Source organism: Prosthecobacter sp., assembly GCF_044236155.1.
In the GTDB taxonomy this organism is placed as follows: domain Bacteria; phylum Verrucomicrobiota; class Verrucomicrobiia; order Verrucomicrobiales; family Verrucomicrobiaceae; genus Prosthecobacter.
In genome coordinates this window covers 68,870-81,621 of sequence record NZ_JBIIHA010000024.1, presented here as the reverse complement: position 1 = coordinate 81,621, position 12,752 = coordinate 68,870, and the positions used below count along the sequence as shown (strand labels likewise).

General features: G+C 60.8%; 7 protein-coding genes and 1 pseudogene. 3 read left to right on the top strand and 5 right to left on the bottom strand.

Features of this window, described 5'->3' with window-relative positions; genetic code table 11:
• Nucleotides 1-187: 187 nt before the first annotated feature.
• The 5 genes and pseudogenes from ACILSE_RS18130 to ACILSE_RS18110 all read right to left on the bottom strand — a co-directional run.
• A pseudogene (locus ACILSE_RS18130) lies at nucleotides 188-1,578 on the bottom strand (type I restriction enzyme endonuclease domain-containing protein); the annotation flags it as partial.
• 20 nt (nucleotides 1,579-1,598) lie between these two features.
• Entirely contained in the window at nucleotides 1,599-3,548 is a 1,950-nt protein-coding gene (locus tag ACILSE_RS18125; RefSeq protein ID WP_395718838.1) for a hypothetical protein, read from the bottom strand.
• 29 nt (nucleotides 3,549-3,577) lie between these two features.
• Nucleotides 3,578-4,753, bottom strand: coding sequence for a CHAT domain-containing protein (locus ACILSE_RS18120; RefSeq protein ID WP_395718837.1), 1,176 nt, complete (start codon nucleotides 4,751-4,753; stop codon nucleotides 3,578-3,580).
• Nucleotides 4,754-4,968: 215 nt separating this feature from the next.
• Complete coding sequence (locus ACILSE_RS18115; protein WP_395718836.1) at nucleotides 4,969-7,260, bottom strand: Piwi domain-containing protein; 2,292 nt, start codon at nucleotides 7,258-7,260, stop codon at nucleotides 4,969-4,971.
• 8 nt (nucleotides 7,261-7,268) lie between these two features.
• Nucleotides 7,269-8,906, bottom strand: coding sequence for an N-6 DNA methylase (locus tag ACILSE_RS18110; RefSeq protein ID WP_395718835.1), 1,638 nt, complete (start codon nucleotides 8,904-8,906; stop codon nucleotides 7,269-7,271).
• A gap of 183 nt (nucleotides 8,907-9,089) precedes the next feature.
• Between ACILSE_RS18110 and ACILSE_RS18105 the strand changes: the two genes are divergently transcribed.
• The 3 genes from ACILSE_RS18105 to ACILSE_RS18095 all read left to right on the top strand — a co-directional run bounded on the left by ACILSE_RS18105 (nucleotide 9,090) and on the right by ACILSE_RS18095 (nucleotide 12,572).
• Nucleotides 9,090-9,443, top strand: a complete 354-nt coding sequence (locus ACILSE_RS18105; protein ID WP_395718834.1) for a hypothetical protein — start codon at nucleotides 9,090-9,092, stop codon at nucleotides 9,441-9,443.
• 634 nt (nucleotides 9,444-10,077) lie between these two features.
• Nucleotides 10,078-10,806 carry a hypothetical protein gene (locus ACILSE_RS18100; RefSeq protein ID WP_395718833.1) on the top strand — a complete coding sequence of 243 codons (729 nt, stop codon included), beginning with the start codon at nucleotides 10,078-10,080 and terminating at the stop codon, nucleotides 10,804-10,806.
• A gap of 794 nt (nucleotides 10,807-11,600) precedes the next feature.
• The gene (locus ACILSE_RS18095) at nucleotides 11,601-12,572 is read left to right on the top strand and encodes a hypothetical protein (RefSeq protein ID WP_395718832.1); all 972 of its coding nucleotides are present in this window, start codon (nucleotides 11,601-11,603) and stop codon (nucleotides 12,570-12,572) included.
• Nucleotides 12,573-12,752: the final 180 nt, after the last annotated feature.

The following is a 12,752-nucleotide window of genomic DNA, read 5'->3' as shown; positions in this document are numbered from 1 at the left end:
CCTGTTCCCAATCGGCAAACCTCACAGGAGACCACGAAGGCAAGGGAGCGCGCCAGCCTGGCCTCGCGCGACGCTCATACGCCCGGGGGACTCCGCCTCCAGCCCCGGCTCCGATGCTCGCCGTAGTCAGAGGCCTGACGTGAGCGCGGGCATTCGCTTCGCGGCTCCGCAGCCTGCCCGCTCCTTATCACACCCAATCCGCACACAGCAGCTCCGCCTGCTGGAGCACGGTCTTTACGGCTTCCTCCTGAAGGTCAGGCGGATAGCCGTGTTTGTTCAGGATGCGTTTCACCATGACCTTGATCTTGGCGCGGGCGTGTTCGCGGAGGGTCCAGTCGATGGTCACGCTCTTCTTCACCTGGGTGATCAGCTCGGCGGCGATGACTTTGAGCTTCGCGTCGCCCATCGCGGTTTTCGCGGAGTCGTTTGCGGCGAGGGCGTCGTAAAAGGCCTTCTCGTCTTCGGTCAGTCCCATCTCCTTGCCTGCCTTGGTCGCGGCGTCGAGATCCTTGGCGAGTTTGATCAGCTCTTCGATGACCTGCATCGTGCTGATGGCGCGGCTGTGGTAGGCGTTGAGGGTCTTCTTGAGCTTCTCGGAAAAGACCTGGCTCTGCACGAGGTTGCGCTTGGAGCGGACTTTGAGTTCGTCCTTGAGCAGCTTCTCCAGCAACTCGGCGGCGACGTTCTTGTGCTTGAGGCCGCGCACTTCGGCGAGGAATTGGTCGCTCAGGATGCTGATGTCCGGCTTGGGCAGCCGAGGGAGCCAGCGGGGCGACCGAGACAGACAATGCGCAGCATTGGGCGTAGCCCGACTGAGCCGGGGGCGAAGGAGTCAATCCGGCGGCGGTGAAGACGTCGATCACCTGGCCTTCGGTGGTGATGGCCTTGCTCACGAGCTGCCGGATCGCGGCGTCGATCTGCTCGGGCGTCTTCTTGTTGCTGCTGCTTTGCTTGTTCAGCGCGGCTTGCAGGGCTTGGAAAAAGGAAACGTCATCGCGGATCTCCGTGGCTTCATCGCTGGCGGCGCAGAGGGCGAGCCGAGCGGAGCGAGACAGACTGCCGACAGGCAGCCCGGAGGGTGAGCGCGGGGGCGCTCATCAACGCGCGGGAGAGTTCCGTCACCACTTGCACCCAGCGTTTCTTACCGTCGTCCTGTTCGAGGATGTGTTCCTGTCCGGCGGGGATGAGCGCGAGCCGTTCGGTGGGTTTGCCGGCGGTCCACTTGTCCCAGTTGAAGCCGTGCATCAGGTCGCAGGCGATACCGTGTTTCTCCAGCATCACGGCGATGGCTTGGGCGGTGTCGAAGGTCGGGTTCCCCTGCCCGCCGCTCTCGGTGTAGGTGACGAGCGCCTTCTTGAGCTGATCGGCGAGGCCGAGGTAATCCACCACCAGCCCGCCGGGCTTGTCGCGGAAAACGCGGTTCACGCGGGCGATGACCTGCATGAGGCCGTGGCCTTGCATCGGCTTGTCGGCATACATCGTGTGCAGGCAGGGCGCATCAAAGCCCGTCAGCCACATGTCGCGCACGATCACGATCTTGAAGGGGTCCTTGGCATCCTTGAAGCGGTTCGCCAGCTTGTAACCTATTACTTCCGGAATCAGTATCGTCGCTTCTTTTTCCAAGGTTGCCGTTTGGAAAAGGACTTCGGAGACCGGCCCGACCTGCGGCCATGGAGAGTCGTTTCAAGGAGCTTGAAAGCCAGCTCGTTTGGATTGGCCAGCCCAAGCAAAAACGAATCTTCTAGCTCTTCCCTTGCCGCAAGAACGCCATTCCGGATCCAATCGATGGCTGTCTCCAGATTGTGTGGATGACCAGTCCGAATGTTGTCAGCTGACTTGTGGTGTTTTTGAAAATAAGAAGATGTCTCGGAATCCAGCTCAACCATTTTCCCAAGGTATGCGGATGCTCGGTGCGCCCTTGCGAGAACAGTATCCGCCATTGGATCACACATTCGCCTGAACGCCTCTGCGATCCCTGCGCAGATCAGCTTGACGTTACGATCTGTCAATTCGACAGGGTTCAGCATGTCTGAAAGCGAAATCCCAGCTAACCACACATTCGCTGCTGCGTATTCGCGATCCTCACCGATGGTGCCTTCACACACGGCCCATTCATACCAAAAGCCCCGAATGACTTCAACGCAGTCAACCTTCTCCGCCGCTGAAGCTAGATTCTCACGAAAGACTTCCGCTGCGGCTGCGCAATCGCCTGAGGCGCGGTATGTCTTTGCGAGATCAACGAGCGGCACCAATCGGTCTGATTCAACTTCAGCATCAGCTCGCGCAGCAGCAACAGCGATGGCCTTGCAAGTCTCCTTCGACAACTGCTTCGGCAATTTGAATCGAGCATCCCTTTCGTCCAAAAGCCTTGGCCCGAGGTGCGCGATGTCATTGAAGGTGTGAAAACGGACGCCTCCTTTTCCGGTTTTTACAGCTTGGCTAACCAAGCGTCCCAAGATTTCCGACAGGACTGCATCAAATGACGCTTCGGCTTCAACCAAGACAGCCTGCGCTACGTCACTGTGACGGGTCATAATATGCCCAGCACTTTGCACGGCGGCGGCTTCTTCACCGAGTGGTCGAACAACGAGGTTCTGCACCCGACCCCGCTCTACGCCCACAAGGTCGGCGAGCACATTCGCATCGATTCCGGGAATCCCCACGCCGTGACACGCTGCAACGTAGAGCAGGGCGTCGAACAGGTTACTCTTGTTTGAACTATGTTCGATCGGCATCGAGCGAAGCCGCTCCAGAAGCGAAATGACGTGGCTTCTCAGGCCAGCCGGGCCAAACCGGACCCTTAGTAGTCCCCCAAACAGCGAGCCTTCAGACTGAGAATGGGCTGCATCATTGATTGCATTCACCAATGCCCTGACTTGCTCACCGGGGTCTTTCTCGGCTTCCAGCGCTCCCATCGCCTCAGTCCCGCAGTTCCGCCACGCCTCAACGATGCGGCGTGCATCTTCTTCAGTCGCATTGCGAAGGTAGATATCGCTGTGACGCTGCAACCACGAAGCCCAGCCAACTTGGTCACCCCGGAAAAATCGCCAATCTGAATCGCGAGCGGCGAGAAGGAAATGAATGTTCGATGTTCCTTTTTGCGAGAGTTTCATCGCCGCCTGGCGCACATCTACAATCAAGTTCTCAGCGTCATCAGCAACGACCAGCCATTGCGTGGAGTCATCTTGGTGCGCCAGGAGGTCCAAGGTGAATCGAAGATTCGCTGATGGCCGCCAAAGCACTTTCCAGAAGCCGGTTCCCGCCAGAGCAGCGGCTACTTGAAGCAGTATCGTGGTTTTCCCCTCGCCGCCCGCCCCACGAATCAACTGAAGCGAGCACCCACCTTGCTTGGGACTGCGTGCGGAAAGCCGACTGATGACGGTTTCCGCCGCTTGCCTCTTGGGAATGGACGATGACACAGAATGCTCCCATCTCGGCACCGCTCCATCGAAATACAGTAGGGCCTCTTCCCGCGTGAGAGGAGCGAGGCTCTTTACGAAGGCGGCATTAATGGTCTGCCAAGTTTCTGCTGCAATAGTCTGGCTCACCGGCGGAACAGCGCCGGAATCCGATGAGCCTACTTGGGGTTTCGCTGTGCGGGGTTTGGATCGACCAACACGAGTGCGGATGGGTCCACACCCGTTCGGCAAAGTAACTCAGGAGTCTTTTCCTCGGGAATCCCGGCCAACATCAATGCAGTCTTTCCTGATTCGAATGCCACCCTGACCGATCTTCCGAACCCGATTGCTTGATAAAATGCCGTAGCAAACGCAATCGCTGCATCATCGCCAATTGCCTTGTTCATGCCAATCGCACAATCCACCACTTCGGTGATCGCGGCTGCCTGTGGCTTCGAGAAGCAAGCATTCAGAACCACGACACGAATGTTATCCTTCAATGTAGCGAAGAGCTGCTTTAGAGCCGGCGCGGGAACCGTCATTGGCTTCCGGTCCTTGTCGAGAAGGACGATCTCCTCCGTAGAAGTGCCATGACCGCTAAAATGAACCACGTGGGGCCTGTGTTCGTTCAGGTGCTGGAGCAAGTCCTCGGGGCGCACGGCCCAGCGCGTGATCAATTCTAGCGAATCGCGGTGGTCGGCTGCCCTGATTTTCTCCGTGATTTGTCGGCATTCCTCATCGAGTGCCAATTGCGTTGTGCCGGTCGGGTTTGCGGCGAGGAAGAGGATTTTCTGTTTCATAATTGTGGTTTTTGGAAGCGTGTGGTCGAATGAGATGGATGCAGAGATGCGGGTCTTCAGGCTCAGCGAAAGAGCGCCATACAATGCCGCAAGTCGCTCAGTATCCCGAGCAATGGGGCTTTCAGTTACCACCCGCTCAAGCAAGGCGTTCTGGACAGCATTCGGCTCGAAATCGGATGCCTTGAACACCCTGCTTTGCGCCAGCAGTGCAATCAGTAAACCAAGCTCAGTGGTGTCGTATTCCGAAAGTCGGGCGGGGATTGCGAGCGAGAACTCGACGCCAAGAATGGCAGCAGCGTAGTGGTAGAGCAGAAGCGCCCACGCATTTGTTGGAGGGCTCTTACCCGGCAAGTCTTGGAGAACTGATCTAAGCCACACAGCTGACGCGCCGCTTCGGCCTTCGGCTGTTGAGATACCAACCGCCAACCCGACTAGCTCTGTCGGGCGGTAGGCAAAGGTCTGGCGGTCGCGTGGAAATGGCTCCCGCTTCACAAGCCGTTTCATGCCTTCCCGCCAGCGCGACAGTTCCTCAGGCTGTGGCTCAGATACGGCCATCGCGAATCCAGCGGCGGCGGCGGCTGGGGCTGCATCCAGAGGCCCTACGGGAAAGGGAGTTGAGCCGAGAAGACTGGTCCTGCGCTCGTCACAGCCGCAGAGTTTTAGAAGTTGCAGAGCAAGACCGGTCGCCGGCGAAGGCCAGACAGTGGACTCCTTCAAGTTTGCCGCGATTCGCGTCAACTCGGCACCAAAACTATGTGTCATTGCCGAGTTCATAGGAACCACTTGCTCGCGCGGAGCTTTGTGTTGAGCAGAGCGGGTGACCAATCGGGCAGTGTGCGGAAGCGGGCCAGCAACTCGGCGATCAATTCCGAGTAGTAAATCGTAACCGGCATTGCCGCAGGAGAAGTGGACCGCCAAGTCATTGAGGTAAACTTGAGGATTTGTTCCGTCAGCGCGTCCAGCGACTTCGACGTGGAGCGTTTATGCAGATGCACCAACAGCGGCGCAGGGAGAGGGCTGAGGGGGCGTTTGATTTGGTCTGGCCCATTCGTCGCCAACAGCCGGGTGCTGGCTCCAAGCTGCATGACAAATCCACGGGCGGGGGCGTAAACCCCCTTCATCGTTTGGCCGTATTTCTTTCCCGGCTGTGCGCGGTCGATAATTTTGAATGGGTGGTCTTGGGAGACTTGGAGGGACGCAAACTCGACAATCTGCTCCCCGGCGACATCGGCGACGCACTCGGCAATGAGTTCGTCAATTTCCACGTTCTTCAGCGGCTTGGCCGAGTGAAACACTATCCTCACTCGGTCACCGGGCTGCCAACCGTTGCGCCGTTTGACCTCGGCGAGAATGGACTTTGTTGATGCCTTCAAGACTTCTGGATACTCGTCGTATGTGCATTCCTTCGAAATGTTCGAGAGGAGAAAGTTGCCGTCTCCCAGGAAGACAGTGGTGATTCCCATGTGGCGTTGGCGCTTCTCGACCCTGCTTCCCGCCACCTCGGCCATGCCCATGCCAATTACAATCTCGTCGTTGTAGGTTCGCGGCTGACTGACGGTCCAAGGTGCTCCGTCCATCTTCGCGTAAAGCGAGACCGCAATGTTTCGGAGTGTGTATTGAAGCGACATGTCCGGCTGGTGCAGCGTCGCAACCCGCAGCTCCTGTGAAGGAATGCCATTCGTCAACAACAGCGCCTTGGCGTGCAGATACGGGTTGTGGTCGTCAGGCATCTGACGGCTGAAATTGGGCACTACCACCAACGCGGCATCGTAGCTTGCCCCGCTGCTAAGATGGGATTCAATTGCTGCGCGATATGCTGCAGCGTGTTGGTTCGGTGCAAGACGCTGGTCTGCTACAGGGCAGGTGTCGAATTTGACTTGGCGCAGATTAAACAAGCGGGCGAAACCGACCGGGTATTGCCCGTTCGGCACACCGTCGAGGAAAGTTCCGAAAACCTGCTCCGCCTTGTTCTGCTCCGATTGCGGCACAACAACCAAGATGCGCGGCGTTCGCTTTTCGAATGTGTCGCTATCGTAGGGGCCGAACTCGACCAAGCCGTTCCACGGAATCGTCTTTCGCTTCGTCTTCGCGGCGTCGAAACAATACTCGACTGGAGGAAGCTCCCGGTAGATTTGGGCTCCCTCGGTATTCAGTATCGGAATGGCGGCACCGATTGTAGCCACGATGCCGGGGCCGAGATTTACCGGCTTGAGACTGCTCGACAATTTACCAAGCACAGAATCAAAACTCGGGCCGCTGGTGTAGGTCGCCTCCCATGATTCGCGCTGCGCTTCGAAGTCGCGATACCGTTGGCCAAGCAGCTTGGAGAGACAGCGCTTAAAACTGAATTTGCTTCCTTCCAAACGAACCAAATCAGCCGCGATGGACGTTCGTCCGTCCATAGTCTCGTCAAGTTCCACGTTGCCTTGGTTCAAGCTCTTGATGCGGCCAACCAAACGGCGTTCGCCGGGTTGAGGGTGCTTTAAGACGACATAGAGGCCATCAAGCTGAACCCCCTGATTCGCAAGGTCAACGAGGCTCGCTGAGACTTCCCACTGCATTGCCACTGATATTGCCACTGCCACTCGCAAATCTCCTTCAATCAATTCGATAGTCCGGGCTTCCAATTCAAATCGCGGACGGACGGCAAAGCCGCGCTTTACGACTTCAGGCAATTGGCGATTGGCGGCAAAGCTGGCGACGAACTCATCCTTACGGGCGAGGAATTGGAATGGCCGGACGCGCTCCGCTTGGTATTTCGGTAAAAGTTCTGGCAGAGCCTCATTCAATCGTGCTCGCATGAAATCCAGTCCATCGTAACCGCTCAGCGGAAGAACCGTCGTCGCTTGCCCGAACTCCATCGCAGGCTTGGGAACAGTAGCCAGCCCGTAGATTTTGTCGCCACGCCTCAGAACGAACCAATCACTCCCAAGACTCTTCCGCAGCTCACGCATGTCTGTTTCTTCAGTCCACGGCAGCTCAGCGACCGTGATGGATTGAACAGAGAACTCAACGGAGAAGCAGTTGAGCAGAAAGCGTCCGAGTGCGGGATTGGTGTTCATTTTCTCGGCTAGTTTAGCGACGGGTTTCGCATGTCAGCACAGATGAGTTTGCCGAGTTTGCGGGCGTCGATGAAGAGGGTTTGCTTGCGGCGGTCGCGGAAGCCGCGTTTGGCGTCGGCGGCTTTGTTTTTCGCGAGGAACCAGAGGCAGACGGGAATCTGCGTGCTGTAGAAGAGCTGGCCGGGGAGGGCGACCATGTTGTCCTTCGCTTCGCTCACGACCTGCGGGATGGCTTCGCTTTGAGTGAATGCGCTATCGCGCAGGGCAGTGTCCACGAGGTCGGCTTCGATGAGGGCGCGGCGGATGTCGCCTTCGCCGGACTGGTTGGAGGACATGCTGCCGTTGGCGAGGACGAAGCCGGCCATGCCCTGCGGCGCGAGGTGGTGGATGAAGTGCTGCACCCAGGCGAAGTTGGCGTTGCCCTTGGGCGGGACGCCGAATTGATGAACGCCGCCGCGTTCACCCTGCGGGTTGCCTTTGGCAATCTGTCTCGCTCCGCTCGGCTGCCAGCGCACGTCGTCGTCCTTGCGGAACCAGTCGGAGTCGTTGAAGGGCGGGTTGGCGAGGACGTAGTCGGCGCGGAGGTCGGGATGCTGGACGTTGCGGAAGGTGTCGGCGTGCTCCTTGCCGATGTCGGCCTCGATGCCACGGATGGCGAGGTTCATGATAGCGAGGCGGCGGGTGGTGGCGTTGCTTTGTTTCGGCTGCTGCCGCCGCAGCCTCACCCTGCGGGCTCGCTTTGCGAGACCAAATGGGCGCTGCCGCCGCGCCCATTTGTCCTGGCCGTAGATGCTGATGTCGCCCAATTTGCCGCCGTGGGATTCGACGAAGTTGCCTCGCTGCGCTCGCCCTACGGGCAGCCTGCGGCTGGCTGTCTCCGCTTCGCTCCGGCTTTCCGAGTTTCGGGAAATGCCGCCGGAGCCGCAGGCGGGGTCGTAGATGCGGCCTTTGTAGGGGGCGAACATCTCGACGAGGCAGCGCACGACGCAACTTGGGGTGTAGAACTGTCCGCCGTTCTTGCCCTCGGCGCTGGCGAAGCGGGTGAGGAAATACTCGTAAACGCGGCCGAGCAGATCGACGGAGCGGTGGGTCTTCTCGCCCTCACTGGCGGCGGTGAGGCTGATGGTGGCGATGACGTCGATGAGTGCGCCGAGGCGCTGGTTATCCTTCGCTGCGCTCAGGCTCTGCGGTGTGGCTGCGCGTGGGGAGAGGGCGCTGTCGCGCCGGGCAGTGTCGAGGCCGGGGCGGGCGTAGTCTTTCGGCAGCACTCCCTTCAGCCGGGGATTGTCGCGCTCGATGGCGACCATGGCGTCATCGACGATCTTGCCGATGGTGGGCTGCTTGGCATTCGCCTGGAGGTGGGACCAGCGGGCATCAGCGGGCACCCAGAAGACGTTCTCGGCTTTGTATTCGTCCGGGTCCTCGGGATTGGCCCCGGCGTAGTCGCCCTGGCCGGCGAGGAGCTTGGCGCGGTGTTCCTCGAAGGTGTCGGAGATGTATTTGAGGAAGATGAGGCCGAGGACGACGTGCTTGTATTCCGCCGCGTCCATGTTGTTCCGCAGCTTATCGGCGGTGAGCCAGAGCTTGGCCTCAAAGCCGATGGTGGCGGTGGAGTCGGCGGGGTGGCTGGATGCTTTGCGTGCCATACGGGTGTTTTCCTATTCAAGCCGGGAGTAGTGCTGATGGCAAGGGCAGCTCATGACGAAGGAGGAGGCGGGTGAAACTTTTTCCGGTTCATTTTCAAGGCCTTCCGGGGCGGCTGAAAAATCGGGCTTCACAAACGGGCGGTTTTTCGGTTCAATCCGCCGTCGCCAACCCATTCAACACCCATGAATGCCAAGCAAACTCGAAAGGGCCGCAAGGACAGCGGCAAAGTCTGGCGCCTGGTCCCGAGGGACGCGCTCATCGTCACCGTCTGGGACGGGCCGGTGGATCCGGAAGCACTCAATGCCGAGCTGCTGCGCCTGATGCGCGGAGACGATGCCCGGCAAAACCTGACCGAGGCGGAGCTGGCACGCCGGTCCGGCATCACCCGCCAGCATGTGCACAACCTGCACCATGAGAACATGGTCCTCACGGTGCCGCTGACGACGAAGTGGTCCAACGGCCGGGATGTGAACGTCGTTTTCCTGCTCGGCTACGCGGCGGATCGTGTGCGCCGTCGCCAGCCCCGGACGAAGTAGAGGGGCAGCAGCAAACGGGCCAAGCCTGCGCAACTCCGGTTGCCTTGCCCCCGGGGCCGGGATGCGAAAAGCTCCCGCCCATGAACGCGAGGCCTTTGCCCTTCCGCCAGCCGTCCAGCCCCCGGAGGCCGTCGCCCATGGGATTTGCGGCATCGCCCATGGGATTTACGCCGTCGCCCATGAAGTTTGCGCCGCCGCCCATGGCGTTTGCGCCTTCGCCCATGGGATTTGCGGCGTCGCCCATGGGATTTGCGCCGTCGCCCATGGCGTTTGCGCCGTCGCCCATGGCGTTTGCGCCTTCGCCCATGGGATTTGCGCCTTCGCCCATGGGGTTTGCGCCGTCGCCCATGGGATTTGCGCCGTCGCCCATGGGATTTGCGCCGTCGCCCATGGGATCTGCGCCGTCGCCCATGGGATTTGCGCCTTCGCCCATGGCGTTTGCGCCTTCGCCCATGGGATTTGCGCCGTCGCCCATGGGGTTTGCGCCTTCGCCCATGGGATCTGCGCCTTCTCGGATCAGGTCCGACCGGCCGCCGCCTGCGGGCGGACGTGCTCACGACGGCCGGCCGTCCTCCACGCAGGCCTCCCGGCCTGCCGCCCCGTCTTTTTCACCCCCAACCCGAACACCCACCCCATGACCTCCGCGCTCACCTGGGACCAGCCCGGGCTCACCTTTGACTCCGGCCTCACCTGGGACGCGGCGGCCAGCCCACCCAAACGCCAAGCCATGAACAACACCAAAGCCAGCATCGACCTCAGCAACTTCACCAACGCCGAGCTGGGCCCCATCGCCCAGACCATCCACGACCAGATGGACGCGAACGCCGCCACCTTCGCCACCCCGCCGGTGACGATGGCGGCCCTGCAAACCCTGATCACCACCTACGACGCCAAGCTGGTGGCACGCGCCAGCAACGCCTCCGCCGATGTGCTGGCACTGAACACCGCCCGGGAGGAGCTGGACGAGGCGCTGAGGGTGCTGGGCCACTACGTCAACGGCGTGGCCAAGGGGGACGCGACGATCGTGAACCAGAGCGGCTTCCCCGCCTACACGACCGCCCGCACGCCGGACACCACCCCGCCGGCCGCCCCGCAGAACCTGAAACTGACCCAGGGGGAGCTGCCGGGCAGCCTGGTGGCGCGCTACAAGCCCGACCGCAAGAACAGCACCAACGAGGTCCAGACCAACACGGGCGACCCGAACACCGAGTCGGCCTGGCAGACGAAGGGCATCTTCCAGGGCGGGAAGGCGGAGCTCACCGGCTACACCCCCGGCAGCCTGGTCTGGGTGCGGGTGCGGACCGTCGGCCTGAAAGGGGTCATGGGCACCTGGAGCGACCCCGCCCAGATCCGGGTGATCTGACAGGCGAGCGGAAAGATGTTTCGCTTCCAGCGTTACATTCAACCACTCCCCGAACCTCGCAAGCGCCTCCGTCCTCCCGCCAGCCACCGCCTCCCGACCACCGATGGTCGGGGAGGCCCGGGGACCGAAAACGAGCGCATGAACGGTTACGAGAGAGGTCTCCATGATTCGCTTACCGCGTTACACAAAGCGTTACAAACACAATCCCCTCCCCTTCCCCGCTGACTTGTTCACAGCGTCCGCCAGACGGCCCGTAATCCGGCACCCAGCCGAAAAACGAAGTGCATCACCGGCCGGGAAAAAGGCTCCATTGTAAATGCCGTTTCAACTATCATTAACCAACGGTGATTCATTCTTTCTGTGTGTTTTGCTGACTTATTCGCAGTTCTGTGGACATCACGCCAGAGACGTTTCACCCAATGACCCGCAGGGTTTGGCAACCTCCTCCCTCATTACGTTCGCATCGTTACATTTTAACCCCCTTCCATGCTCAAACCGGCCGACTCGAGAAGGGAGCGCGGGCACTCTTGCCCGCTATTGAGGAACCACTGAAGCGGGCAGGCTGCGAAGCCGCGAAGCGAACGCCCGCGCCCCTCTCAACCACTAACCCATATCCCGTAACTCATAACTCATAACTCATAACCACCAACCAAGAACCAGGCCCCCCCCCTCTCCCCCTCTCCCAGTTTGACTCCAGCGCTCCCCGCGCTGTCGGGCTTCGCCCAGCCTTCCGGCTGTCTCAAACGCCTCCGTCCCTCGGCGTTTGCCCCCCTCTCCTTCTCTTCTGAAACGCCATGCCCTTCGACCCCGCCTATCCGCCGACCAACGCCCCGCTCGAATCCGCGCCGATGCGGGCCCAGTTCAACGGCCTGAAGGCTCTCATCGACGCCGTGAGCGGCGTGACGAACGCGGTGGTGGACGCCGTGAACACCCTGCCCGCCGGCTCCCCGGCGGCGGTGACGGTGGGCGTGAGCGGGAACGTGCTGCACCTCACTTTTGACCTGCCGCAGGGCGGCGACGGACCGCCGGGAGCAGCGGGCCAGAACGGCAGCGACGGAGCCCCGGGCCCGCCGGGCGCGCCGTTCACGAACTTCATGGTCGATGGCGTGAGCACCCTGAACCCCGGCGACAACGCCACGGTGCAGGCAAACTATGACGGCAGCGCCGTGCGGCTGAACTTCGGCATCCCGCGCGGCTTTCAAGGCGATGCGGGGCCGCCCGGCACCAACGGCATGGACGGCTCCCCCGGCCCGCAGGGACCGCCCTTCACGAATTTCGTGGTGGATAACGTGACGCAACTGCCGCCGGGAAGCTGGCCGAATGTGTCGGCCAACTTTGATGGCAACGCGGTGCGCCTGAACTTCGGCATCCCGCAGGGCTACGAGGGACCGCAAGGCTCTCAAGGACCGCAGGGACCGCCCTTTGCCGGCACGGTGGTGGATGGCGTGACGACGCTGAACCCGTGGGACTCGGCTTATGTGAACACCAGCTTCGACGGCTACAACGTGCGCTTCACCTTCGGCATTCCACGCGGCCAGACCGGCAGCGACGGAGGCCCAGGACCGCAAGGCCCGCCCGGCGAGGTGACGCAGATGCAGCTCAACAGCGCGATCAACAGCGCGATCAACAGCGCGATCAACGGCACGAGCAACAACAGCAATGCGGTGAGCCTGCTCGGCATGACCGTGAGCGATCCACCGACGCAGTGGGAGGTGCAGGCCATCGCGAACAAGCTGGACGAGCTGATCAACGCGCTGCGGAGGTAGGAGGGCAAGACAAGGAGATGGGGAGAGCCGACGCTCCATGGAGGGCGGGCGCGGCAAGGAGGGTTAACCCATCAAATAGGATTGCCAGGAGAAGGGGAAATCCGTTATTTTTTTCAAACTGAAATTAATATGACGCAACCACGCCTCTTCCCAGCTCTCGGACTCGTCCTGGCCACTCTG

Coding starts and splice junctions, on each gene's coding strand:
- ACILSE_RS18105 (WP_395718834.1), top strand. CDS start 9,090: ATGAATGCCAAGCAAACTCGAAAGGGCCGCAAGGACAGCGGCAAAGTC.
- ACILSE_RS18100 (WP_395718833.1), top strand. CDS start 10,078: ATGACCTCCGCGCTCACCTGGGACCAGCCCGGGCTCACCTTTGACTCC.
- ACILSE_RS18115 (WP_395718836.1), bottom strand. CDS start 7,260: ATGAACACCAATCCCGCACTCGGACGCTTTCTGCTCAACTGCTTCTCC.
- ACILSE_RS18110 (WP_395718835.1), bottom strand. CDS start 8,906: ATGGCACGCAAAGCATCCAGCCACCCCGCCGACTCCACCGCCACCATC.
- ACILSE_RS18095 (WP_395718832.1), top strand. CDS start 11,601: ATGCCCTTCGACCCCGCCTATCCGCCGACCAACGCCCCGCTCGAATCC.
- ACILSE_RS18120 (WP_395718837.1), bottom strand. CDS start 4,753: ATGGCCGTATCTGAGCCACAGCCTGAGGAACTGTCGCGCTGGCGGGAA.